This window comes from uncultured Ruegeria sp., from assembly GCF_947504215.1.
Taxonomy (GTDB): domain Bacteria; phylum Pseudomonadota; class Alphaproteobacteria; order Rhodobacterales; family Rhodobacteraceae; genus Ruegeria.
Genome location: NZ_CANNGO010000004.1, coordinates 185966 through 210434 on the forward strand (window position 1 = coordinate 185966; position 24469 = coordinate 210434).

Sequence of the window (24469 nt, forward strand, 5' to 3'; positions counted from 1 at the left end):
TCCGGCGCTGTACCGCGCATTTATAGGCTATGAAAACGTTGATAGGATCCACTGCTGCCGCTGCTTTGACGGTCTGCCTTTGTCTTGCCGCCCCCGTTTCGGCGCAAGGCTTGGATGGCGTCGTTCAACTGGACGTTCTGGATGGGGGGCGTACGGCCAAAGGCACCTATCTGGGTGCACTGCGCCTGACGTTGAAGGACGGGTGGAAAACCTATTGGCGCGCGCCCGGCGATGCCGGAATCCCGCCACAGTTTGATTGGACCGGATCGCGCAATGTTGGCGATGTCTCGATCACCTGGCCTGCTCCCGAAATCTTCGATCAAAACGGCTTGCAATCCATTGGCTACGAAGATCAACTGGTCCTGCCGGTCGAAATTACGCCCAAGAACCCTGCCAAAACCGTGCACTTGCGTGGCGAGATGGATTTGGGCGTATGTAAAGATGTCTGCATCCCCGAACGGCTGGGCTTCGATCATACTCTGGATGCCGACGCAGGGCGCAATCCGGCCATAGCGGCCGCGCTTGCACAGCGTCCGTATTCCGCCCGTGAAGGGCGCGTGTCCAAGGCCAGCTGCCGTCTGACACCGACGGCGGACGGAATGCAGATCGAAGCACGCGTTACAATGCCCTCAGCCGGAGGGCGCGAGGTTGCTGTGATTGAACCCGGCAACCCGGCGCTTTGGGCATCGCAACCGGATACGGTCAGGCAGGGCGATACCCTGATCGCCCGGTCCGAGATCATCAATGCCTCTGGTGCACCCTTTGCGCTGGACCGGTCCGAAATCCGGATCACCGTACTGGGTGCAAAGCACGCAGTGGACATCAAAGGCTGCAGCGCCGGTTGATTGCATGACACACACACCCAAGATCGGCGCTCTGGCCGTTGTTTTGCATCAGGGCCAAGTCCTTTTGGTGCAACGCAGCAAACAGCCCGATGCGGGTCTGTGGGGGTTTCCCGGCGGCCATGTCGAATGGGGGGAAACCGTGCTGCAAGCGGCGCAACGGGAGTTGCTGGAAGAGACCTCGGTCACCGCACACCCATCCCACTATCTGGACAATCTCGACCTGCTGCGTTGGAACGATGAAGGTCAGGTCGTATCCCACTATCTGCTGGTCGGGGTCGCATGCGCATATCAGTCAGGCGAACCAATCGCCGGTGATGACGCGCTGGATGCCCGTTGGTTTTCCATAGAACAGATAAGAAACGGGGACCTACTGATGAGCGACCGGGTTGTTGACCTGTTAGAACACGCTTTACGCGTAAGTTAAGCGCTGACCCGGCCTCTTAAGCGAACGTAAACCAGACCTGACATCACGACGCTCAAAATCACAATTGGGATCGCTCCGGCAAGAAACGCGCCAAGGCCCATTTGCAAAATAGCTGCACCATCATCACCTGGATACAGGCCCGACAACAGCCCGACCGGCGCATCCGCCACCATGGGCCAGACCATCGTCAGACCGAACCAGACCATTAGCACCAGACCGGTTCCGGCAAGCGCCCCCTGAACCACCCGATCCGGGGCCCGCATCGCGCGTCGCATCGCCGTCATCGGACGTGAAACGTCGTTCAGAATGGCAAGCAATGCAGGCACCAGAACCAGAACCAACAACATCCCGAATCCAAGCCCGTAAACCAGCGTAATGACGGTTGGTTTGAGGAATTGCGCCTGTTGTGAGCTTTCGTACAGCAGCGGCGTCAAACCCAGAACTGTTGTTAGTGTCGTTAGCATTACGGGCCGCAACCGATCTGCCGTACCTTCGACAATGGATGGCACCAGACCACGTTCCTGTTGATAGCCGTCGATGGTGGTCACCAAGACGATTGAATCGTTGATGATGATCCCCGTCATGCCCAGCAGGCCCACAACCGTAAACATACTCAGCGGCACGTCCCAGATGTAGTGCCCCCAAATCGCACCAACCAGACCGAACGGAATGATAGCCATCACCACCAATGGCCTGCTCCAACTGGCAAAGACCCAAGCCAGTACCAGATAGATTCCAGTCAGACACAGGATCAAACCAGTGGCCGCCTCGGACAGGAACTCATCTTCTTGTTCGCTCAGACCCGCCACACGCCATTCCACCTGACGTTCCGAGGCAATCTTCGGCAGGATTTCTTCGTTCAGTGCACGCTCAATCTCGACCGCGCGTGTGGGATCGTCTTCGGAAATGTCGCCGTTCACCGAAATCACCCGCAGACCATTTTCGCGCCGAACCGTCGAGAACCCCGATTTGCGCTCGACCGAAACGATGTCGGCCAGCGGCACATAGACCCCGTCTGGCGTTCGCATCAACGTTCGTTCCAGGAAGTCGGCGGTCAGCTCACCCTCGGGTAGTTCTACGCGTATCTCTGCGCTGCGCGGGCCATCAGGGAAGGTCGCGGCCTCAATCCCGTTCAAGCGGTTGCGCAGCACACGGCCCAGCGTTTCGATCCGGAAGCCCAGCGCCTGGCCCTGCGCCGTCAGGTCCAGAATGTATTCTTCCTTGTCATAGGCCAGATTGTCTTCCAGCGCCGAGACCTCGGTGTACTTCGACATCTCGGTTTGCAAATCCTCGGACGCGGCCTTTAGCGTATTTACATCAGCGCCGTAGAACTGCACATCAATCGCATCCCCACCCGGACCCGAGCGCCAGCCACGGAAGGTCAGCAATTCGACCTTCGGATGGCGCGGCACGAAATCCTGCAACTCTCCTACAAACTCAAAGCTGGAGTAGGGGCGCAGGTCGGCATCGATCAATTCGATGGAAATACCACCCAGCAGATCTTCGTCTTTGCCTTCGGCTGCAGACAATCCAAACCCGGCGCTGCCGCCAACCTCGGCCAAAACATAGTCGATCGGGTTACGACCATGTCGTTCTTCGTAGATCCGGCCCAGCTCATCCGTTGCGCGCTGCAATTGTTGCATCATCTCAAGCGTATCGGACCGGGTCGCCCCTTCGGCCATGATGAAATTGCCGGTGACCGAGCCTCGTTCAGGCGCATTGAAGAAACGCCAGTTCACATCCCCGCGAATGAATAGGGCAATCTGGCTGGCCAGGATCACGACCATCAACGCCACGACCACATATCGCGCCCAGACGACCCATGCGATGAGCGGGCGGAACAGATGATCACGCACCCATCGGAAGCCCCGGTTCACTACGCGGTTGGGCAGGTCGTACCAGTGCTCCTTTGCAGAATGCGCGATGGCATGTGCCATGTGGTTTGGCAGGATCAAGAAACACTCGATCAGCGAGGCGATCAGGACCGCAATCACCGTGAATGGAATATCGCGGATCAATTCGCCGAACCGCCCACCAACAAGGGTCAGGCCGAAAAAGGCGATTACCGTTGTGACAGTGGCCGCAAAAACCGGCATTGCCATGCGTCGGGCGGCGCGTTCAGCCGCAACCACCGGAGGTTCGCCCAAACGGCGCGCGCGAAAATCGGCGTGTTCTCCGACAACGATGGCATCATCGACAACGATGCCCAATGTTATGATCAGCCCGAACAGGGACACCATGTTGATCGACAGACCACCAAGATACATCAGTGCAATGGCAGCGGACATGGCCACTGGAATACCGGCAGCAACCCAAAACGCGATCCGGGCATTCAGGAACAAAAACAGCAGGCAGACAACTAGCCCAAGTCCCACGAGCCCGTTGTCGATCAGGATATCCAGCCGGTCGGTAATGGCCTGAGCCCGGGTTCGGATCAGTTCAACCGAGACCCCCTCGGGCAGGCTGGCCTGCATCTCGGCCACGACGTCTTCGACCGTGTGTTGGATGTCGATGGCATCGCCCTGGTTCGATCGGTCAACTCGAATGGACATGGCCGGGTCATCGCCAACAAAATAGCTACGATTGCGATCGACCCCTTCAACGCGGATCTGCGCCACGTCACCAACAAACAACTTGGACCCATCCGCAAAACTGCGCAGCGCGATCCCTTCTATTTCTTCCGGCGTACGTTTTTCTGCCCCCGTACGGATACGAGCATTGGCACCGGTCACATCCCCGGCCGGGTTGGCATTAACCTCGGCGGATACGGCGGATGCGATATCCGACATTGCAATATCGTTAGCGATCAATTGCGCTGTCGGTACCTCGACCACCACGCGGGGGGCGGCAATGCCCCGGATCGTCGTGCGGGTGACCCCCGCTGCAAACAACCGGTTTATCAACTCATCCGTGAAGTTTGCCAGCTGATCCGGTGCGACCGGCCCTGTCACAACCACATCGGTCACCCGGTCACGCCAGGCACCACGCCGGATCGTCGGTTCTTCGGCGTCTTCGGGCAGGTTGGTTACCCCGTCGACGGCCGTTCTGACCTCTTCCACTGCACGGGACATATCCCAGTTGGGCTCGAACTCCAGCCTGATGCTGGCTGACCCTTCTCGTGAGGTTGTATCCGTGCTGGCCACCCCTTCGACCGCCAGCAACGCGGGCTCCAGAACCTGGACGATGCCATTGTCTACATCCTCGGGGCCTGCGCCGTCCCATTCAACGCTGACATCAACGCGTTCAAGTATGACGTCCGGAAAGAACTGCGCCCGCATGTTCGGGATCGCTGCGGCACCCAGAACCAGCATCACCAGCAACAGCAAGTTCGCCACGGTGCGGTGTCGGGTAAAGTAGCTTAGGACGCCACCCGCCGCGCCGGGTATCTCGCGCATCATGGCGCCTAGCCCCCTGCCCGGTTTTCAATGCGCCGCACCAATGAGGCGGGGACTTTTGCCTCGCTTAGCTGACCCAGCACCTGCGTTTTGACGTCCCGTGGCATGGCTTCGCTGGCTTCAACTTGGGCGACCAGTTCCGCACGTTTGGCGTCCGTCAGTTCCACCATCTCAGCGTCAGCGCTGGCCTCAATCCTCAGGGGGCGCACGCGTACGCCAGCACCCAATAGGGGCGTTCTGCCAATGACCACCTCGCGCCCGTCCAACCCTTCACCACGCAGCAGCACTTCGTCGCCTTGTCTGCGGATCAGAAGCACGGGCAAAGCCTCAAGCCGGTCATCCGCACCAAGCACCAGAATCGAACCTGAGGCGTCGAGAACGGAAGAGGGCAGACGCACAACCGCCTGCAGCGGTTGTTCCTGGACAGTCACGGTTACAAAATCACCCGGCTTGAACCCCGAAGCGCTGTCCAGACGAGCATAGATCAACCGTCCGGTCTGCCCCTCACCTGCCGAGCCGCTATCGCGGCTGATACGTCCCGTTGCTGTCAAATCAGTACCAGTGACTTCTAATGAAACAGCGACAGGGGCGTTCATCAGCGCGCCAGTGTTGTTCAAAAGCCGAACATACTGCGCGGTCGACACCCGAAAGGCCACTTCCAGAGCATTGGGGTCCACCAGTTCGGCCAGTTTTTCATTGGCCGCAACCAGTCGCCCTTCGACAAGGGTCACGTCTGTCAGCGTTCCACCAAAACCGGCGCGAATTGTCATGTCGTCCAGATCGCGCTCGGCGGCCTCAAGAGCGATGCGTGCCCTCGCCAGCAGAGTCGTCGCCTGATCCACCCGGGATTCCGCTTGCGCCAAAGCGATACGGCGTGCCAGCACGGATTGCTGGGCAGAGGCCGCCGTAAGCTCGGCTTCTTCGACGCTTGCGGTCGCCCCTACGCCCCGCGACTCCAGATCGCGTTGTCGCTGCAGGGCCCGCTCGCGCAGATCGGCCTGCGCCTCGGCGGACTTTAACTCGTCCTGCGCCAGCAGCAGGGAACGTTCGGCGTCCCGTTCTTCGAATTGGGCATCCAGCAGATCGGACTTGGCGCGATCCAGTGCAGATTGCGTATCCGCCGGATCAAGTTCGACAAGAATTTCGCCCTCAGTCACAGACCCGCCATCTTCAAAATCTTCGGCAAGGGAAACCACGCGCCCGCCAAGGGCTGCGCGCAGTTCCAGGCGGCGGCGACTCTGCACCTCGCCAAAGGCTTCCAGATAGGGGGTTACAGTTTCCAGTTCAGCGGTTCTGAGTGTGACTGCGAACACGCGCTCGCGTGCTTGCGGCTGCGTTTTGTCGCGTGTCAGCACATCCTGCATCGCACCAACGATCATCTGAACGGCAACAAACAGCAGTGCCAGCGTCAGGGACGCCAGAAAGACACCGACAATACTCTGCCGTAGAAATCGCATTAATTACTCACCCCGGTTGCGTCAGGCTGCCTTCCGCAAGATGTAGCTGAAGCCGGAAAAATGCCAAGCCACAATGCGGTTACAAGGTATTGAACGTATGACCAGTCTACTTCCGTCGCAGATGTTCGTCCAATCTGGGCATTATCTCTACAAAATTGCAGGGGCGATGCCGGTAGTCGAACTGTTTTTCCAAAATGCCATCCCAGGCATCCTTGCAGGCACCCGGGCTGCCGGGCAACGCAAATAGATAGGTACCGCCAGCCACGCCACCTGTTGCGCGGGATTGTACCGCAGAGGTGCCAATCTTCTCCATCGACAGGATGGTGAAGACGGTGCCGAACGCTTCGATTTCCTTCTCGTAGACATCGCGGTGTGCCTCTACCGTCACGTCCCGGCCGGTCAATCCTGTTCCGCCAGTCGAGATCACGACGTCTATCTCCGGGTCGGCAATCCAGATGCGCAGTTGATCAGCGATCTGCCCACGCTCATCCCGGATGATCTTGCGGTCTGCGATCTGGTGACCTGCAGACTGGATGCGGTCGACCAGGGTCTGACCTGAACGATCTTCGTCCAAAGACCGCGTGTCAGATACCGTCAAAACGGCGATGCGGACGGGGATGAACTGCAGGGACTCATCAATGCGCGACATGTGGTGTCAGGCCCTTTCCATGATGGCCAGCCGGATCGCCAGAGCGGAGAAAATGCCACCGGTGATCCAACCCATGATACGCGAGGCGCGCGGGTTCGAGATCAGGACCTTTCCCGCGCCTCCTGCAAAGATGCCAACCAGACCGTTCACAACAAACCCGCCCAGCGCGATGATGATCCCAAAGGTCAGGAATTGCAGCAGAATCGATCCTGCAGCGGGATCTACGAATTGAGGGATGAAGGCCAGAACAAACAGGATGACCTTGGGATTGGTCAAGTTCACAACCAACCCATCCCTATAGGCAAATCGGGTGGCTTTCGCTGGCCCGTCCGCCGTCACAGCTCCGTTCCGAATGGCACCCCAGGCGAGATACAACAGATACGCGACACCCATCCAACGGATCACATCAAACAGCCACGGCATTGTGGCAACGGCTGCGCCCAGCCCAAGACCTGCGAGCAGCACGTGAACCAAAGACCCCGTCGAGACACCGGCACTGGCGGCAACGGCGGATTTACCACCCGACCGAAGCCCCTGACCAAAGCAGAACATCATATCTGCCCCAGGCGTGAAATTCAGCGCCAAAGCCGCAGGTATGAAAGCCAGAAAAGTGACCGTCTCAATCATGAAGTAACCTCGAACCAATTCACTTTCGGGCCAAGGTTGGCAATATGCGTCCGGCCGATCAAGCCGCGATACCCCCAACCATCGTGGATATGGCCGCAGAAGGCAAAACCCGGTTGTATCCGTTCGATTGCGTCGCGCACGGCGACAGACCCAACCGAGAGACCCTGCGAAGTTGCATCACCATGACCTTTGGGCGGTGAATGCACGACCAGGATATCAGCGCCATCGCACCGATCCAGCATCTCGGCAGCGTCCGCTTCGGTCAGATCACAAGACCAGTCACCAAAGGGCGTAACCGGCACACCGTACCCTAGACCAAACATGCGCACGCCATCGAGGCTCATACCTGATCCGTGCAACACATGCACACCCTCAGGCGCGGCATCGGTCAGTTCTTCTGCACTTTCAGCGTTGCCGGGAACCAGAACCAAGGGCACAGAGATGCCCGACAGCATCTGCATCGCCTCATCCATACCCTGCCGCATATTGCAATAATCCCCGGCCCCGATCACCAGATCTGCATCTGCACTTGCCGCAACAATATCGGCGGCCCGGTTTCGCGCCATGTGAAGATCGGAGAAAGCCAAAACTTTCATCTGTTCCCTTTCAAATGCGCCTTGAGGTCCAGCAAATCCGCCCAGGCTTGCCGCTTCATCTGCGGTTGACGCAGCAGATATGCGGGGTGGAACATCGGGATAACCGGTAGGTCCATCGCCTGATCCCACTGCCCACGCAACCGCGTGATTCCGCGTTTGCCCAAAACGGCCTGACAACTGATATTGCCCATCACCACCAGCACATCGGGCTTTGCCAACGTGACATGCCGCTCCAAAAACGGCTTCATCATGCCGATCTCTTCTGGTTTGGGGTCTCTGTTCTGCGGCGGCCGCCATGGCAGAACGTTGGTGATATAAACATTCTGCGTGCGATCCAGATCAATCGCTGCCAGCATCCGATCCAGCAATTGCCCGGCGCGACCGACAAAGGGCCTGCCTTCGCGGTCTTCATCCCGCCCCGGCGCTTCGCCAACAATCATCACGCGCGCACCCGGCGTGCCGTCGGCGAACACCAACTGCCGCGCGCCGCGTTTCAATTCGCAATGCTCGAACGCGTCCATAACCGCACGCAGCTGATCCAGCGAACCGGCACCCTTAGCTGCCGACTTCGCCAGCGCAACCGGGTCCACCTGCGCTGGTTTTTCCGAGGCAGCTTGCCGGTGTGCAGGTTTTTTAGCCTTTGGTGCAGTATCGGGCAGCGCGTATCGATCCACCGGGACATCCCCGATCGCATCGGTTGCGCCCAATTCGATCTGCCATTCCAGCAACGCCCGCGCGGTATGATAATCCATAGCCGATTCCATGCCGATCAATCTAACCACCTTTTGACTGAGGGAAAGCGAATTGGCCTTGCCTTGGCACTCGGTCGCACCGACCATCAAGACAATCATGCCGCCGTTTTTGCGAATCCTTCTGATAACACTTTTGCTCACCGTCTCAGGTGGTGGGCCAGTTTCGGCCACGTTTCACAACACGCAAGGCCAATGCCGGGCCGGACAATTTCAATGCGGCAGCCGGTGCTGTTCTGGCGGGCAAAGATGCAGTTTCGATGGTCATTGCATCCGCGCAGGGGGTACCTATTGCGGAGGCGGACGCTCTTGTGGCCCCTTTGAGCGTTGCGTTGCTGGGGGAACCCGCTGTGCGCCGATCGGAGCGAACAAATGCACATCTCGCCTTGATTGCCCCGGTGGCAGTTTCTGCAACGGGCGCGGCGAGTGCGAACGTACCACACCCGAGTTTGATCCACGCCCTGCTACAAAGTGTTCAGATGGGCTAACTTGCAGAGGTGGATCGTCCTGCCTGCCCGGTGGCGGATGCTCGCGCCCGGGCTGGTTTTTGTGCGAAGAAACCGGATCACAATGTCGCCCCGGGTTCAAGTGCTCGGAACATCAAGGATGCGTGCCGATCAAGGCCATAGACTGCGGATACGGAAAATGGTGCAAACCCGGCGAGCAGTGTCTGCCCGAAGGCGGGTGCGAGACGCTGCCAGAACGGACAGAACCTTAGGTTGCCTCGGGACGCCTGACTTCCTATAAGCGGCCCGATTGTCGGACAGGAGCCCGCCCCATGCGTTTTGCCCATCGTCACCTTCTTGGCATCGAGCATCTGTCCCAATCCGATATCACCGCCATCCTTGATCTGGCCGAAAAATACGTCGATCTGAACCGTCAATCGGCAAAGCACTCGGATGTGCTGGCCGGGCTGACGCAGATCAACATGTTCTTTGAAAACTCGACCCGGACACAGGCCAGCTTTGAGATTGCAGGCAAGCGGCTGGGGGCAGATGTGATGAACATGGCGATGCAAGCCAGCTCGATTAAGAAGGGCGAAACGCTGATCGACACGGCGATGACCCTTAACGCGATGCATCCCGATTTGCTGGTCGTTCGGCACCCGCATTCCGGCGCCGTGGATCTGTTGGCGCAGAAAGTGAACTGCGCTGTGCTGAACGCAGGCGACGGGCGGCACGAACATCCAACACAGGCCTTGCTGGATGCATTGACCATCCGCCGTGCAAAAGGGCGCCTGCACCGTCTGAACATCGCCATCTGCGGCGACGTCGCACATTCACGCGTCGCGCGGTCAAACCTGATCTTGCTGGGCAAAATGGAAAACCGCATCCGCCTGATCGGCCCTCCGACCCTTGTGCCATCCCAGTTTTCGGAATTCGGTGCCGAGATCTACGACGACATGAACGAAGGTCTTCAGGATGTCGATGTGGTGATGATGCTGCGTCTTCAGAAAGAGCGGATGGACGGGGGCTTTATCCCCTCAGAACGCGAATACTATCACCGTTATGGGCTCGACGTCGCCAAGCTGGCATTGGCCAAGCCTGACGCCATCGTCATGCATCCGGGTCCGATGAACCGCGGGGTCGAAATCGACGGCACCTTGGCCGACGACATCAACCGATCCGTCATTCAGGAACAGGTTGAGATGGGCGTCGCCGTGCGCATGGCCGCGATGGAACTGCTGGCCCGAAATCTGGGTGAGGCCGCATGAGCGATCTGACCGTCTCTCCTCAGGAACACGGTGTGCTGCGTCTGTTTTCTCTGGATATGCGTCCGGAGGAAGCAAAGTTCCTGCGTGAACCCGGCGCAGTTGATCAGGTGCTGGGGGTCGATGATCTGGACCCCGGACAGATCGACATCTTCCCTACCTCGGACCTCGAAGACCTGGGGCTGTTCGGCTACCTGAATGACGGATGCGGTGTGTCAGCGGACCAGCTAAACCGCGACGAGCTGGATGCCGTAGACGGATGGGTCATGGTAGTGCGCAGCGCGGCGTTCAAAAAAAAGGCCGCAACGCTGGAACCAGACCCGCGCCTACATTTGATTGGCGTTTTCACCGAAGACGTCACGAACTGGACAGGGGGCGTTATTAAAACGGACAGCGCAAAACCATACTCGGCCCCGCGCACCGAACCCAATGATAGCGAAACAACCAACCGAGTCGGATCCGCGGTTTTGGCGCTCGTCATTCTGGTGATTGTTGGGGGTGCCCTATGGCTGATCCTGTGATCTTCCAAGCTGACAAAAGCGCCTATATCCGCACCAACGCATGGCTTGCTGCTGGCGCTATGGCGGCGGCCATGATCGTGCTTTGGCTGATCGGGAACCCATATGTCTGGACCGGCGCACCGGCCGGGCTTGCCGCCATCGGATTTCGCGCATGGTACTTGGCCTCGGAAGAATTGGTGGCCAAGTGGGAAATGACCGAAACAACCCTGACTGGCCCCGGCCCGCGTTCAGTTGCGTTGGACCAAATTGAGGCGGTCAACATAATGGGCAGCTTTGTTCAGGTCGTCACCAAAGGCGGCGATAAACACCTGATCAAGTATCAGGCTGACCCCGCCGCCACCAAGGCCGCTATCGAAAGGGCATTGCCATGAACGATCTGATCTTCACCAATGCCCGGGTGATCGACCCTGAAGCTGGCTCTGACAATCTCGGCTGGCTGCATGTCGTTGACGGTCGCATCAAGGCGGATGGTGAGGGCGAAGCACCGGCTTTGGATGCGGAACTCATTGATTGTGGCGGAAAATGTCTGGCGCCCGGCATCGTCGATATCGGCGTGAAAGTGTGCGAACCCGGTGAACGGCACAAGGAAAGTTATAAATCGGCGGGCCTTGCCGCCGCTGCAGGCGGGGTGACCACTATGGTAACCCGTCCCGACACCAGCCCGCCAATTGATACCCCCGAAACGCTGGAGTTCGCCACGCGGCGCGCTCAGGCTGACACGCCGGTCAACGTGCTGCCAATGGCCGCGCTGACAAAGGGCCGCGAAGGGCGCGAGATGACCGAGATCGGTTTTCTGCTGGATGCGGGCGCGGTTGCATTTACCGACTGTGATCACGTTGTTGCCAACACCAAGGTCTTTTCGCGCGCGTTGACCTATGCACGATCCTGCGGCGCTTTGGTCATCGCCCATCCTCAGGAACCGGGCCTCAGCGCCGGAGCAGCTGCGACCAGCGGCAAGTTTGCGGCCTTGCGCGGGCTGCCCGCCGTGTCCGCTCGGGCCGAGCGTATGGGACTGGATCGCGACATCGCCCTGCTGGAAATGACCGGCGCCGCCTATCACGCAGACCAGATCACCACCGCCCGTGCCCTGCCTGCATTAGAACGCGCCAAACGAAACGGGCTGGACATCACTGCTGGCACCTCGATCCACCATTTGACCCTTAATGAGTTGGACGTGGCCGACTACCGCACTTTCTTCAAGGTCAAGCCGCCGCTGCGGTCTGAGGACGATCGGCAGGCCGTGATCGAGGCTGTACGAACCGGTTTGATCGACACAATCAGTTCGATGCACACACCACAAGATGAAGAAAGCAAACGCCTGCCATTTGAAGAGGCCGCCTCGGGCGCTGTCGCGCTGGAAACACTCCTGCCTGCAGCACTGCGCCTTTACCATGCCGGTCAGTTGGACCTGCCGACGCTGTTCCGTGCCATGGCCCTGAACCCGGCCAAACGGTTGGGGCTGGAAAGCGGTCGCCTCTCGGAAGGGGCACCGGCTGATCTGGTGATGTTCGACCCGGATGTCCCGTTTGTACTGGACCGGTTCACCCTAAAATCGAAATCCCAGAACACGCCGTTTGACGGTCAGCGGATGCAAGGTAAAGTCGTTGCAACCTATGTTGCCGGCAAAGAAGTCTACCGGAGAGTCTGATGCCCCTGATCGACAGTACAATAACGCAGCTGATCCTATGGGCCGTTCTTGGCTATCTTATGGGGTCCATCCCATTCGGCATGATCATCGCCAAGGTGATGGGTCTGGGCAATCTGCGGCAGATCGGGTCGGGCAATATCGGCGCCACCAATGTTTTGCGCACCGGCAACAAAGCGGCAGCTGCGCTAACCTTGCTGTTTGACGCAGGCAAAGGCATGGCGGCGGTATTGCTGGCCCGTACCTTTGCGGGCGACGATGCAGCGCAAATTGCTGCCCTGATGGCCTTTCTGGGCCATTGCTTTCCGGTTTGGCTTGGTTTCAAAGGCGGCAAAGGGGTTGCAACCTTTCTGGGGATCTGGCTGGCGCTGGATTGGCGCGTCGGTATCGCTTGCTGCCTGACATGGCTGGTTGCAGCTGGGTTCTGGCGAATTTCGTCCGTCGGCGCACTTGGGGCGGCAGCTTTGTCAACAACCTGGGTTGTGTTGCTGACGGATGGATCGGCCTTCTTTCTTGGGATCATTCTGACAATCTTGGTTTACTGGCGCCACAATTCCAATGTTGCCCGCATCAAAGCCGGAACAGAACCAAAAATCGGAAAATCGTGACACCGTCAGACGCTTTTCTGACAGCATTCCTGGCACTGCCGATTGGCACGTTCACTGGCACCTCGGCACGTCGACGCTATGTTGTTACACGGCAGGTATTTGCCCAAGGAAAATCCCACAAACTTGTCGCGCATGAGCTTGGCGGCAACGACTATATCAGCCTGAATCTGTATCATACCCAAAACAGTGGGATGCTGCTGCGCCCATGCGAAATGACCGCACGCAAGGTGACCGAGTTCGTTATAGCACTTGAGCCAGACAGCTGACACACCCTGCGTTTTTGAACATGCACTCTTCACTGCTGCACATTCACGATTGATTGCTTTGAACGTGATCCGGCCGCTTCCCACCTGAGATTTTGTGACGGCAAATTACCGGCCGCACTGGACAAAACCCTGGCGTCATCAGTTGCAATTTCAGCGACACACGGTGGCCCATTCACGAAAGGTGAAGCTATGAATACGTTTAAATCTCTGGTTGGCGGCGTTGCGCTGTCTGTTGCAATCGCGACTTCGGCCCTGGCCGCTGGTGTTGAAATCAACGCAAGTTCGACCGGGTTGGCCATGCAAGGGTATGACCCCGTTGCCTATTTCTCTGAAGGCGAAGCCACAAAAGGGGACTACCGCATCACCACTCTGCATGACGACGCGATGTATCGCTTTTCATCGGAAGAAAACAAAGCCGCATTTGAGGCCAACCCAGCGGCTTATCTTCCGGCCTATGGCGGCTATTGCGCCTTCGGTGCCGCGATGGGTTTCAAGTTTGACGGCGACCCTAACAACTGGAAAATCGTCGACAACAAACTGTATTTGAACCTGTCAAAAGACATCCAGGAACGCTGGGAAGGCGACATCCCGGGCTTTATCGAACAGGCCAGCGCAAACTGGACTGACATCGCCGACAAGGATCCGGCGGAATTGCAGCAATAATCCGCTGAAAACCATGAACATGTCGGCGGCGGAGTGTTCCGCCGCCGCACCTCATTTGAAAGCATGATGTACCAAACCTATCTAATCTGGAAACAAGCGTCCTATTGACGTGGATGCAGACCTCCGAAGGCAATCGGAGCAGCCGAGACTCGGGTCGGAATACAAAAAACATCAGTGATCCGGTTCCACGACCGGACCGTAGAAGTTTGTAGATGCACGCAGGTGAATTTGGCCGTGCAGTTGGGAATTTTGATCGAAAGGATAAACAGATGACAGGAAAATTGGCACTCGTCACCGCCGTCGCGACTTTGGTAGCAGGATCTGCGATGGCGCAGTCTTCGGGCAACTGGACAGGTTTTTATGGCGGTGCCCAGATCGGGTATGCCGACATAGACACCAGCGCGTCTGGCGTCGACGGAGACGGGCTGATCGGTGGTATCATCCTGGGCTATGACTATGACCTGGGGGATTGGGTTGTTGGCGGTGGTTTTGACTATGACTGGTCCGATGTTGACCTGTCTGGCGCTGCAACGGTCGAGAACGTCTGGCGCCTGAAGGCACGCGCAGGCTACAAAGTGAACCCGCAGGGTCTGCTGTACGGAACCGCCGGCTATGCCGAAGCAGATACCGATACTCTGGGCAGCGACGATGGCTGGTTCATCGGTGCCGGTTACGAACAGATCGTCGCCCCTAATATCAGCATCGCTGGCGAACTGCTTTATCACGAATTTGATGACTTCAATTCGTCAGGTATTGATGTGGATGCGACCACATTCCAGATCAAGGCAGCCTATCGGTTCTAAGTTCCTAGCTGCCATGAAGATCGACCCGGCGTATCGCGCCGGGTCTTTTTTTTGTTTCAGACGTCCAGAATAGTACTGCCTGTGGTCTGTCGCGCTTCAAGCGCGCGATGCGCATCAGCGACCTGATCCAAAGGGAAACGCTGATCAATATGTATCTTGACCTCGCGCCCTTCGACCTTTCCAAACAAACGCCGCGCCATCGCCTGACACACCGCGTGATCGGCGATATGCGTGAATAGAGTTGGCCGCGTGATCTTGAGCGATCCTTTCTGACCAAGAACACCGATGTTCACCGGCGGAACCGGGCCAGACGCATTGCCAAAGGAAATCATCATACCTAGCGGTTTCAGGCAGTCCAAAGATCCTTCGAACGTATCTGCCCCAACCGAATCCATAACCACATCGACACCTTTACCGCCTGTGATCTCGGCCACTCGCTCGGCAAAATTTTCTGTCCGGTAGTTGATGCAATGCGCAGCACCATTGAATTGCGCCAGACTGCATTTTTCATTCGTACCTGCGGTTCCAATCAGGGTGATGCCTTCGGACTTCGCCCATTGGCAGGCAATCAATCCCACACCTCCGGCAGCCGCATGGAACAGGACGGTATCCCCCCGTTTCAGCGGAGTTGTGCGGTGGAATAGGTATTCGACCGTCAGGCCCTTTAACATCATCGCGGCTGCGGCATCGTTTGAAATACCATTCGGCAGAGGGCAGACCTGCGCAGCGGGCATCACCCGGGCTTCGCAATACCCACCGGATGGGGTCGCAGCATAGGCAGCGCGTTGACCCGGCTCCAGATGGGTCACGCCTTCGCCCACAGCCTCAACCAGACCGGCAGCTTCCATGCCAAGTGCGTGCGGTAGATCCAACGGATAAAGGCCTGTGCGCTGATAAACATCGATAAAGTTCAACCCGCAGGCATGGTGACGAATAAGAACCTCGCCCGGGCCGGGTTCGCCAATCGGCTGGTCTTCGATCTTCAGGACCTCTGGCCCGCCGAATTCATGAATGACAACCGTACGCGATGTTTGCGGCATGCTGACCTCCTCTTGTCTGATCCTACGCTAACATGCCTGCAAGATGGGGCAATCAGATGATCTTGCGGTGTTGACCCCGATATCCGGCAAACTGTGGTATACTGGTTCCAAGTGTTGCCGGCTGGACCGGCCACGGGCAACCAGAGCCGGATCCATTCCGCGGCGCAGAACTCGCCAGGAAAGGGATGAAAATGGCTAAAACAATCGGAAATCCGATCAGCTGGGCCGCCCAGAGTCTGGGGGCGACAAGAGATCACGTTTCGGAAAGCGTTTCGCGGATCGGCAGTTCGGATACAAAACAGCTGCCCATGGTCCAAACACTCACCCTGCAGGACTTGCGTGCCTGTTTGAGGGCCGGATACCACGATTTTCTCGAAACACGGGCAGACGCGATCTTTATCGTATTGATCTACCCGATCGCCGGGCTGTTGATGTTCGGATTCGCATTGAACATGAATTTGGTGCCATTGCTGGCGCCACTCGTCGCGGGGTTCGCCCTGATCGGCCCGGTCGCTGCGGTAGGATTGTACGAGATCAGCCGCAAGCGTGAGCAAGGCAACGAGGTGCATTGGCTGGACGCCTTCGGCGTGTTCCGATCACCGTCCTTTGGCGCCATCCTTGTGTTGGGGTTTTATCTTGTGATGCTGTTGCTCATCTGGCTGATGGTCGCGCAGAGCATTTACGTTCACACGTTAGGCCCGGAACCACCCACATCCTTCGCTGCATTTGCCACGCAGGTTTTCACAACCGGAGCGGGGTGGACCATGATCCTGTTCGGCACGGCGGTTGGATTTCTGTTTGCCCTATGCGCCCTGGCCGTTAGCGTCGTCAGTTTCCCGTTACTGCTTGATCAGAAAGTCGGCCTGCCGGTTGCAGTCGTAACCTCGGTCCGCGTGCTGCGACACAATCCCGGTGTTATTCTGACCTGGGGTTTCATCGTCGCAGCCCTGCTGGTGATCGGTGCCATCCCGATGTTGCTGGGACTGATTGTGGTTATGCCGATATTGGGTCATGCGACCTGGCACCTGTATCGACGCGCAGTCGCCTGACCCATCCGTTTGACCAGGGTTACCCCGATACGTTCAGAACGATCTTTCCGATGTGACCAGAGCTTTCCATCCGGGCGTGGGCTGCAGCCGCATCCGACAGATCAAACGCACTGTCCATCACCGGCGCAACTTTGCCAGCCTCCAGCAATGGCCAAACGGCCTCCTGCAGATCCTGGGCAATCTGAGCTTTCGCCAGATCACTTTGCGGCCGCAATGTGCTTCCCGTCAGCGTCAGGCGTTTGACCATCATCAGCGCAAAGTTCAACTCGACCATCGGACCTTGCAGAAAGGCTATCTGCACCAAGCGCCCGTCCTCGGCGAGAGCCTTGACGTTGCGTGGGATGTAATCGCCACCGACCATGTCGAGAATCAGATTTGCACCCCCTTCGGCCCGCATGACCCCAACGAAATCCTCATCGCGATAGTTGATGGCCTTTTCGGCTCCAAGATTGACACAAGCCTCGCACTTTTCATCCGACCCAGCAGTGGCAAACACCCTTGCGCCAAATGCGTTGGCCAACTGGATCGCGGTCGTTCCGATCCCGCTGGATCCGCCATGGACTAAGAAACGTTCGCCGGCTTTCAAACCACCGCGCGCAAAGACATTGGACCAGACGGTAAAGAATGTCTCGGGCAGACAGGCGGCTTCTTTGAGGCCCATGCCTTGCGGCACTGGCAGGCAATGCGCAGCCGGAGTAGCCACATACTCGGCATATCCACCGCCGGGCAGCAGAGCGCAAACTTGGTCGCCAACAGACAGGCCTTCGACCCCCGCGCCCAAAGCAACAACTTCGCCCGACGCTTCAAGGCCTGGCAGATCACTCGCACCGGGCGGAGGATCATAAGCGCCAGCGCGTTGCAGTGCGTCGGGTCGATTGACTCCGGCATACGCGACTTTGATAACCACCTGCCCTGCCCCCGGTTCGGGCGCGGGTCTTTCGGTCAGCTGTAAAACATCGGGGCCACCCGGCTTGGTAATCTCAACGGCGCGCATCATCTGAGTCATGAGCAAATCTCCTTTGCTCAATGCCTAGCAGGCATCCGAACAGAGGCCCAGATGGAACGAGGTTCTATTTTCGCGGGTTGAGCAATCCGGGCAAGTCGGCCCGCATCTTCATCGGGGCCTTCACTTGGCTGGCTAGCCAGTTGGGTACCGCAAGGAAGGGCTTGAACAATGGGTTGTCCTTCACCTGCGCTTTCAATTTCTCAAATTGCATGACGTCATCTATGCGGCGGTCCAGAAACTCCCATGCCCTCTGATGGTCGGGGCTGTCATCACCCAGCCAGAACAACAGGGTGGAGGAATACACACCCGACAAAGTTGCACGCTTGGTATACCAGTTCACATCATCCGATGTATCACCCAGCGCGTCCCAGATCATATCGCAGGTCTGCCACACGGCCTTGGCGCCTTCGCCCGCATGCATCGGCAGGGAAAACAAGGTCATCCCGCGACGCACAAGTTCCTTATCTTCGACCGCCTCAAGCCTATAGCGCACGGCAGCAGCGATTTTTTCCCGGAATTTAAGGCCGCTCATGTCTTCGGTCTTGATCCGTTCCAACATGACCGCGTCACCGCGAGCGTGATAGGCCAGCGCCAAATCGACTGCCCCACGCGGGCAAATGGCACGTGCCAAACCGTCCTCGAGATCACTGTCTGTGATTGCAGCGCGAAAGCTTGTTTCAGACCAGCCGTCGAACGGAACATGGTTCAAAGTAGCGTTCAACAATTGCTGTTTGGCGTCTTCGTAAGTAACGGTCATGGTGGTTCTCCGGTTCTCGGACCCAGTACTAGACAACATAGGGGCGCTTTGCTATACGGCCAACTCCTGCAATTTCCTTGCAACTCTATCTAGAAAGGTGGTGACAACCACATGCAGGTTAGTGTTCGCGACAACAATGTCGATCAGGCGCTTCGTGCCCTGAAGAAAAAGCTGCAGCGCGAAGGCGTGTTCCGCGAAATGAAGCTTAAGCAACATTTCGAGAAACCGTCCGAGAAAAAAGCGCGAGAGAAAGCTGAAGCGATCCGCCGTGCCCGTAAACTGGCACGTAAGAAAGCACAGCGCGAAGGTTTGCTCTAAGAGCTGCCTAACCCGTCCAGCTTTGGATGACACTATTTGACGACCCCCGAGGCATCGCCCGGGGGTTTGTCGTTTTTGGGACCGGATACAATCCGCCGACTCGGCTTTTACACGTGCGACAAGCTGCCATTTTCCTGTCAGCGGCATTTTGCCCGGCATTTTGCAGCGCAACGAATCCCGCGGCGGTAGCACTGCGTCGCCAAAATTCGCGCCAGAAACGGACCTCCCTATTTCTCTCAACATGCTCTCTTCTAAGTGGCGGCGTCCACAAGGACACAACCATAAAACGGAGGCACTTATGTCGACTGCAAGCACGTTCGAGCGTGAAATGCTCGCGCTTATCAATCAGGAACGCACATCCCGCGGGCTTGATCCGCTGCAACTTGAGACCCGGCTGAACGACTCATCCGAGGATCACAGCGAATGGATGCTGAACTCGGACACATTCAGCCACACCGGATCGGGGGGCTCCTCGGCAACTCAGCGTATGCAAGATGCCGGGTTTGACCTGTCGGGAAGCTGGCGCACCGGCGAAAACATCGCATGGCAATCTGAACGCGGTGCGCCTGGCATCGACGATGACGTCGTTCAACTGCATCAGGGCCTGATGGACAGCCCCGGTCATCGGGCCAACATACTGAACCCTGATTTCAAGTACATCGGAATCGGCATCGAAACCGGTGACATGCAGGGCTATGACGCCGTCATGGTCACGCAGAACTTTGCCAACACCGACGGTCCTGTGATGCTAGACAACGGCAATGCCCCCACAGCACCCGCGCCCACAACCCCAAACGAGGAAGTCGCTGAGCCGGAAGAGCCAGAGGTCGAAACTCCGGAAACTGGTGTGACGGAAATAGAAGAGCCAGAACCCGAAACCCCCGCGACGGAAGAACCTACAGTGGAAACTCCGGAGACGGATGTGACCGAGACTGAGGAGCCGGAAGTGGAAACTCCTGAGGTTGAAGAGCCCGAAACCCCTGACACTGATGTCACAGAGACCGAGGAGCCTGAAACAGAAACCCCGGAAACCGAAGAACCTGAAACGCCGGGCACCGACGTCACCGAGACCGAAGAGCCCGAAACAGAAACCCCAGAAACAGAGGTGGTCGATGCTGGTGAACCAGAACTCGCCTGTTTCGATGTTCAGGCTTTCCTCGATGAACTCACATCCTTCATCGAAGGGCTCCACACACAGTTGGATGAATTCAACTGGAACACCACCCAAACGGCGGCAAACGATGCGGGTGACACGGATGCCTTCGAAATGGTTCCACTGGCAGGAACCAATCCGGAAGAAGAAGCGGCGGCAAACGATGTGGACATGGTCACGAACGATACCTGTGACTTCTATATGTTCAACGCGTTCAGCTTTGACTGCATGATGGACGCCGCTTGATCAGGCGCTCCGGTGCGGGGCAGTCGCTTCTGCCTCGCACCACCTTAGGCCGTTTGCTGTCAGTAGATTTTAGGCACATACAACTCGTCGGGCAGGATGCGACGCTCGTATTCCGGATTGTACCGCCGATCCGGCAGATTGACCTTTTCCTGCGGAACGTCGTCATACGGAATTCTCGTCAGCAAGTGTTCGATGCAATTCAATCGCTCGCGCTTTTTGTCGTTGCCTTCAACAATGTACCAGGGCGCCTCGGGGATATTGGTGCGAAACAACATGTCCTCTTTGGCTTTAGTATAGGACTCCCAACGAATGCGAGACTCCAGATCCATCGGTGATAGCTTCCACTGTTTCATCGGATCGTGAATACGCATCAGGAATCGCAACTGCTGTTCTTCGTCGGTGATCGAGAACCAGTATTTCAGCAGGATGATCCCCGAGCGGACAAGCATTCGCTCAAACTCGGGAACGTCTTTAAAGAACTGCTCGACCTGATCCTCGCTTGCAAACCCCATCACGCGTTCGACCCCGGCGCGGTTGTACCAGGACCGGTCGAACAACACGATTTCACCCGCCGCTGGCAGATGCGGCACGTAGCGCTGGAAATACCATTGGCTCTGCTCACGACGGCTGGGCGCAGGCAAGGCGACAACGCGTGCTACGCGTGGGTTCAAACGCTGTGTGATACGTTTGATCACCCCCCCTTTGCCCGCGCTGTCGCGCCCTTCGAACAGAATGCAAACCTTTGCGCCTGTGTGCTGAACCCAGTCCTGAACCCGGATCAATTCAGCCTGCAGCCGCAACAGATTGCGAAAATAGACCTTGCGATCCAACATGTCCGGATGCTGTTCGCGATAGATCTTGCGAACCTCCATCGAAAGCATGGGTTCGCTGAATTCAATCTCAAAATCTTCGTCCAACGTGTCTTCAAGCTCGGCTTCGAGCCAGTCTTTGGGGGCGCCATTGTTTTCGTATGCCAAGGTCTGCTCCTTCTCAGTCATCGGGTTCGGACCGTACCGGGTGTGTGTAACTGCCTGATGTCATCTGATAAAATGATGTCACCGCAATGCCCCGGCTTGACCGGATCGAACCTGCAAAGCACTTTCGGCACTGGGGTAGCTGTGCCGTATCCGATTGAATGTGAACGTCTCGCCCCGTGGATACAAGCGCTAGAATTGACGCATTGCATGGGCGTTACCGCTATAGATCACATTCGCGTCTTGTGCTGAGGTGCAAATGCGCGGCATCACAGCCGGACTCCAATCAATGAGATGGGCGTGACGCAATTTCTCTCTCTCCTGCCTGAAATCTGGCCTTGGCTGATCCTGATCACGGCGCAATTGGCGGCATTCGCGGGGCGATCCACCCTAGGCCTGTCGCTATTGGCTTTGTTCGGGCTCGTCTCTTTGATCATCGGGCTGATGTCGCCGCTGGCAACTACACTTGTGGGCATTGGTTTGTTAGGCGCGTTCCACCTCCGACACCAACCAGGGTGGCTCGCCGCCATCGGGCATATTGCACTGATACTTTGGTGTTTTGCGCTAGGTGCGCATCTTTTGCCGGGGTTCAACAACACACGTATTCTGGATCAGGTGACGGCAGGTGCCGACAGCTCTACTTTCACGATGTTCCTTAACGTCGACAAGCCAATGGTGTTTTTTGCGGTCCTGCTGGTCTGTCCGGGAATGTTGAACAGCCACCAAAGAACACGCATCGCGCCCCTTGCACTTGGAACCGGACTGCTCCCGCTCTTGTTCGCTTTGGGGCTGTATGCCGGAGCCGTACGATTTGAGTTTGGCCTGCCGTCCTGGTGGTTGATCTTTGCCTTCTCAAACCTGTTCCTGACTTGCTTGGCGGAAGAGGCATTCTTTCGCGGTTATCTGCAGTCGGTACTAACGTCAAAGCTAGGGACGACCGGCGGGATCGCTGTCGCCAGCTTGTTGTTTGGCCTTGCTCATATCGGCGGCGGGCTTCAGTTGGTGGTGTTTGCAACGCTTTTGGGCGTGGGGCTTGGGCTGGGTTACATGGCAACCGGTCGTCTATGGGTGCCTGTAGCGATGCATTTCGGGTTCAATTTCCTGCATCTAGCCCTCTTTACGTATCCCGGTTCAGTCTAATACATCAGACCGGCAAAGCCGTGGTTTTGAAAACTGTACGCAGAGCGAAAGAACTTTGCATCTGGGCAACCCCTGGCAACCGCGACAGATACTGACGGTGAATACGGGCAAAATCTTCGGTATTTTCAGCAACCACTTTCAGGATATAGTCCGCCGTTCCCGCCATCAGATGGCATTCCAGCACATCCGGAATACGGGCCACGGCCTTTTCGAACGCTTCCAGAACTTCCTCGGCCTGCCCTTGCAGCGTGATCTCGACAAACACGGTTGTTGGAACATTCATTTTTCGGGCATCAAGCAAAGCCACGTAGTTGCGGATATACCCGTCAAACTCCAACCGCTGCACACGGCGATGGCATGCCGATGGTGACAGATTCACCTGTTCGGACAGTTCCGCATTCGACATGCGGCCATTTCGCTGCAGGGCGGCCAGAATCTTACGATCCGTCGTATCCAAGCTCATTGACGCACATCCATTGCAAGAAGATTATCTTCTACGGGATATTCTTTCAAAAGTCAGCCCAAAGGCACGTTTTGTTTCACAATAATTGCGCTGAAAAATGCTCATAATTTAGGCAGTTTACAAATGGAGACCACAAATGAAAATCGGTTGCCCCAAGGAAATCAAACCTCAGGAATTCCGCGTCGGCATGACCCCTAACGCTGCTCAGGAAGCGACTGCGCGCGGTCATGAAGTGCTGATCGAAACCGGAGCCGGGATCGGCGCAGGCTTTGAAAACGAGGCCTATGTCTCGGCCGGTGCTCGCATTGTGGACACCGCAGAGGAGGTTTTTGCAACGGCCGATATGATCGTGAAGGTCAAGGAACCACAAGCGGTAGAACGCAAGATGCTGTGGGAAGGGCAATTGCTGTTCACTTATCTGCATCTGGCCCCCGATCCGGACCAGACGCATGACCTGATCGAATCCGGATGCACGGCGATCGCCTATGAAACCGTGACAGATGCCAGTGGCGGTCTACCGCTGTTGGCTCCGATGTCCGAAGTTGCAGGTCGGCTTGCGCCTCAGGTCGGTTCTTGGACCCTGCAAAAAGCCAATGGCGGTCGCGGCGTGCTGATGGGTGGCGTTCCTGGTGTGGGCCCCGCCAATGTCGTGGTCATCGGTGGTGGCGTCGTCGGCACTCACGCAGCCAAGATCGCGGCCGGTATGGGCGCGGACGTCACCGTGCTGGACCGTTCGCTGCCACGGTTGCGATACCTGGATGATGTTTTTGGCGGCCTGTTCAAGAACCAGTATTCGACCGCCGGGGCAACAGCCGAACTGATCCAGACCGCTGACATGGTTATCGGTGCGGTGTTGATCCCCGGCGCTGCAGCCCCAAAACTGGTCACCCGCCAGCAGCTTTCCACTATGAAGCCAGGTGCGGTTTTGGTGGACGTCGCCATTGATCAGGGCGGTTGCTTTGAAACATCGCGGGCCACGACCCATGCCGATCCGATCTACGAAGTGGATGGAGTGATGCACTATTGCGTTGCCAACATGCCGGGGGCGGTTGCGCGCACATCTACAATCGCATTGGGCAACGCGACGATGCCCTTCATGCTGTCGCTTGCGGATAAAGGCTGGAAACAGGCGTGTCAGGACGACCCGCATTTGTTGGCGGGTCTAAACGTTCACGCCGGTCAGTTGACCTATTACGCTGTCGGTAAGGCGTTGGGCATCGATGTCGTCTCACCAAGCGTTGTCATCAAAGCCTGAAAACCTCCCGCCTGTGAAAGGCCCTGTTGACAAGGGCTTTTACATTGGTGGGGGTGGCGCCGCACCAAAGGTGCGGCGCCACCCCCAACCTAACGAGGGCATTTTGAAT

At 57.4% G+C, this 24469-nt stretch carries 26 protein-coding genes; 15 read left to right on the plus strand and 11 right to left on the minus strand.

Annotated features, from left to right (window positions below; genetic code table 11):
- The first annotated feature begins 29 nt into the window (after positions 1-29).
- Together Q1B21_RS09905 and Q1B21_RS09910 are read left to right on the plus strand one after the other, a co-directional pair.
- Entirely contained in the window at positions 30-845 is an 816-nt protein-coding gene (locus tag Q1B21_RS09905) for a protein-disulfide reductase DsbD domain-containing protein (RefSeq protein WP_299888945.1), read from the plus strand.
- A 4-nt stretch (positions 846-849) separates the two neighbouring features.
- Positions 850-1269, plus strand: a complete 420-nt coding sequence (locus Q1B21_RS09910; protein ID WP_299888947.1) for an NUDIX hydrolase — start codon at positions 850-852, stop codon at positions 1267-1269.
- Here the strand turns inward: Q1B21_RS09910 and Q1B21_RS09915 are convergent.
- From Q1B21_RS09915 to Q1B21_RS09940, 6 genes are all read right to left on the minus strand, one after another.
- Positions 1266-4667: an efflux RND transporter permease subunit gene (locus Q1B21_RS09915; protein WP_299888949.1), complete on the minus strand. Its 3402-nt coding sequence runs from the start codon at positions 4665-4667 to the stop codon at positions 1266-1268. The genes Q1B21_RS09910 and Q1B21_RS09915 overlap by 4 nt on opposite strands.
- A gap of 5 nt (positions 4668-4672) precedes the next feature.
- Positions 4673-6121: an HlyD family efflux transporter periplasmic adaptor subunit gene (locus Q1B21_RS09920; RefSeq protein WP_299888952.1), complete on the minus strand. Its 1449-nt coding sequence runs from the start codon at positions 6119-6121 to the stop codon at positions 4673-4675.
- 106 nt (positions 6122-6227) lie between these two features.
- Positions 6228-6770: a molybdenum cofactor biosynthesis protein B gene (moaB, locus tag Q1B21_RS09925; protein WP_299888954.1), complete on the minus strand. Its 543-nt coding sequence runs from the start codon at positions 6768-6770 to the stop codon at positions 6228-6230.
- Between the two features lie 6 nt (positions 6771-6776).
- Positions 6777-7397 (minus strand): LysE family translocator, encoded by a 621-nt coding sequence (locus tag Q1B21_RS09930; protein WP_298935391.1) that lies wholly within the window; start codon positions 7395-7397, stop codon positions 6777-6779.
- The gene (locus Q1B21_RS09935) at positions 7394-7993 is read right to left on the minus strand and encodes a metallophosphoesterase family protein (RefSeq protein WP_299888957.1); all 600 of its coding nucleotides are present in this window, start codon (positions 7991-7993) and stop codon (positions 7394-7396) included. Before Q1B21_RS09935 ends, Q1B21_RS09930 begins: the two co-directional genes overlap by 4 nt.
- Positions 7990-8757: a uracil-DNA glycosylase gene (locus tag Q1B21_RS09940; RefSeq protein ID WP_299889191.1), complete on the minus strand. Its 768-nt coding sequence runs from the start codon at positions 8755-8757 to the stop codon at positions 7990-7992. The genes Q1B21_RS09935 and Q1B21_RS09940 overlap by 4 nt, the downstream gene beginning before the upstream one ends.
- A gap of 763 nt (positions 8758-9520) precedes the next feature.
- Between Q1B21_RS09940 and Q1B21_RS09945 the strand changes: the two genes are divergently transcribed.
- The 8 genes from Q1B21_RS09945 to Q1B21_RS09980 all read left to right on the plus strand — a co-directional run bounded on the left by Q1B21_RS09945 (position 9521) and on the right by Q1B21_RS09980 (position 14959).
- On the plus strand, positions 9521-10456 hold the full coding sequence (locus tag Q1B21_RS09945; protein WP_298935395.1) for an aspartate carbamoyltransferase catalytic subunit: 936 nt from the start codon (positions 9521-9523) through the stop codon (positions 10454-10456).
- On the plus strand, positions 10453-10974 hold the full coding sequence (locus Q1B21_RS09950; protein WP_299888959.1) for a hypothetical protein: 522 nt from the start codon (positions 10453-10455) through the stop codon (positions 10972-10974). The genes Q1B21_RS09945 and Q1B21_RS09950 overlap by 4 nt, the downstream gene beginning before the upstream one ends.
- A complete protein-coding gene (locus Q1B21_RS09955; RefSeq protein WP_299888961.1) occupies positions 10959-11345 on the plus strand; it encodes a hypothetical protein in 387 nt (128 codons plus the stop codon). The genes Q1B21_RS09950 and Q1B21_RS09955 overlap by 16 nt, the downstream gene beginning before the upstream one ends.
- On the plus strand, positions 11342-12622 hold the full coding sequence (pyrC, locus tag Q1B21_RS09960; RefSeq protein ID WP_299888963.1) for a dihydroorotase: 1281 nt from the start codon (positions 11342-11344) through the stop codon (positions 12620-12622). The genes Q1B21_RS09955 and pyrC overlap by 4 nt, the downstream gene beginning before the upstream one ends.
- Positions 12622-13227: a glycerol-3-phosphate 1-O-acyltransferase PlsY gene (gene plsY, locus Q1B21_RS09965; protein ID WP_299888965.1), complete on the plus strand. Its 606-nt coding sequence runs from the start codon at positions 12622-12624 to the stop codon at positions 13225-13227. The genes pyrC and plsY overlap by 1 nt, the downstream gene beginning before the upstream one ends.
- Complete coding sequence (locus tag Q1B21_RS09970; RefSeq protein ID WP_299888967.1) at positions 13224-13493, plus strand: hypothetical protein; 270 nt, start codon at positions 13224-13226, stop codon at positions 13491-13493. The genes plsY and Q1B21_RS09970 overlap by 4 nt, the downstream gene beginning before the upstream one ends.
- A 189-nt stretch (positions 13494-13682) precedes the next feature.
- A complete protein-coding gene (locus Q1B21_RS09975; RefSeq protein WP_299888969.1) occupies positions 13683-14156 on the plus strand; it encodes a YHS domain-containing (seleno)protein in 474 nt (157 codons plus the stop codon).
- 269 nt (positions 14157-14425) lie between these two features.
- Complete coding sequence (locus tag Q1B21_RS09980) at positions 14426-14959, plus strand: outer membrane protein (RefSeq protein WP_298935402.1); 534 nt, start codon at positions 14426-14428, stop codon at positions 14957-14959.
- A gap of 56 nt (positions 14960-15015) precedes the next feature.
- Here the strand turns inward: Q1B21_RS09980 and Q1B21_RS09985 are convergent, their stop codons facing one another.
- A complete protein-coding gene (locus Q1B21_RS09985; RefSeq protein WP_299888972.1) occupies positions 15016-15999 on the minus strand; it encodes a quinone oxidoreductase in 984 nt (327 codons plus the stop codon).
- Between the two features lie 191 nt (positions 16000-16190).
- Between Q1B21_RS09985 and Q1B21_RS09990 the strand changes: the two genes are divergently transcribed.
- Complete coding sequence (locus Q1B21_RS09990; protein ID WP_298935404.1) at positions 16191-17048, plus strand: DUF2189 domain-containing protein; 858 nt, start codon at positions 16191-16193, stop codon at positions 17046-17048.
- A 19-nt stretch (positions 17049-17067) separates the two neighbouring features.
- On the opposite strand, the gene Q1B21_RS09995 is transcribed toward Q1B21_RS09990, so the two are convergent.
- Both Q1B21_RS09995 and Q1B21_RS10000 read right to left on the minus strand, forming a co-directional pair.
- Positions 17068-18054, minus strand: a complete 987-nt coding sequence (locus Q1B21_RS09995) for an NAD(P)H-quinone oxidoreductase (protein WP_299888974.1) — start codon at positions 18052-18054, stop codon at positions 17068-17070.
- A gap of 64 nt (positions 18055-18118) precedes the next feature.
- Positions 18119-18811 (minus strand): COQ9 family protein, encoded by a 693-nt coding sequence (locus Q1B21_RS10000; RefSeq protein ID WP_299888976.1) that lies wholly within the window; start codon positions 18809-18811, stop codon positions 18119-18121.
- 111 nt (positions 18812-18922) lie between these two features.
- Between Q1B21_RS10000 and rpsU the strand changes: the two genes are divergently transcribed.
- Together rpsU and Q1B21_RS10010 are read left to right on the plus strand one after the other, a co-directional pair.
- Positions 18923-19129: a 30S ribosomal protein S21 gene (rpsU, locus tag Q1B21_RS10005; protein WP_005614280.1), complete on the plus strand. Its 207-nt coding sequence runs from the start codon at positions 18923-18925 to the stop codon at positions 19127-19129.
- 298 nt (positions 19130-19427) lie between these two features.
- Positions 19428-20528 (plus strand): CAP domain-containing protein, encoded by a 1101-nt coding sequence (locus tag Q1B21_RS10010; protein WP_299888978.1) that lies wholly within the window; start codon positions 19428-19430, stop codon positions 20526-20528.
- A 59-nt stretch (positions 20529-20587) separates the two neighbouring features.
- On the opposite strand, the gene ppk2 is transcribed toward Q1B21_RS10010, so the two are convergent.
- Positions 20588-21526 (minus strand): polyphosphate kinase 2, encoded by a 939-nt coding sequence (gene ppk2, locus Q1B21_RS10015; RefSeq protein WP_298935409.1) that lies wholly within the window; start codon positions 21524-21526, stop codon positions 20588-20590.
- Positions 21527-21802: 276 nt separating this feature from the next.
- Here ppk2 and Q1B21_RS10020 point away from each other — a divergent pair, with 276 nt between their 5' ends.
- Entirely contained in the window at positions 21803-22642 is an 840-nt protein-coding gene (locus Q1B21_RS10020) for a CPBP family intramembrane glutamic endopeptidase (RefSeq protein WP_299888981.1), read from the plus strand.
- A gap of 4 nt (positions 22643-22646) precedes the next feature.
- Here the strand turns inward: Q1B21_RS10020 and Q1B21_RS10025 are convergent, their stop codons facing one another.
- Positions 22647-23105 (minus strand): Lrp/AsnC family transcriptional regulator, encoded by a 459-nt coding sequence (locus tag Q1B21_RS10025; RefSeq protein ID WP_298935412.1) that lies wholly within the window; start codon positions 23103-23105, stop codon positions 22647-22649.
- A gap of 136 nt (positions 23106-23241) precedes the next feature.
- Between Q1B21_RS10025 and ald the strand changes: the two genes are divergently transcribed.
- Positions 23242-24360, plus strand: coding sequence for an alanine dehydrogenase (gene ald, locus Q1B21_RS10030; protein WP_299080557.1), 1119 nt, complete (start codon positions 23242-23244; stop codon positions 24358-24360).
- The last annotated feature ends 109 nt before the right edge of the window (positions 24361-24469 follow it).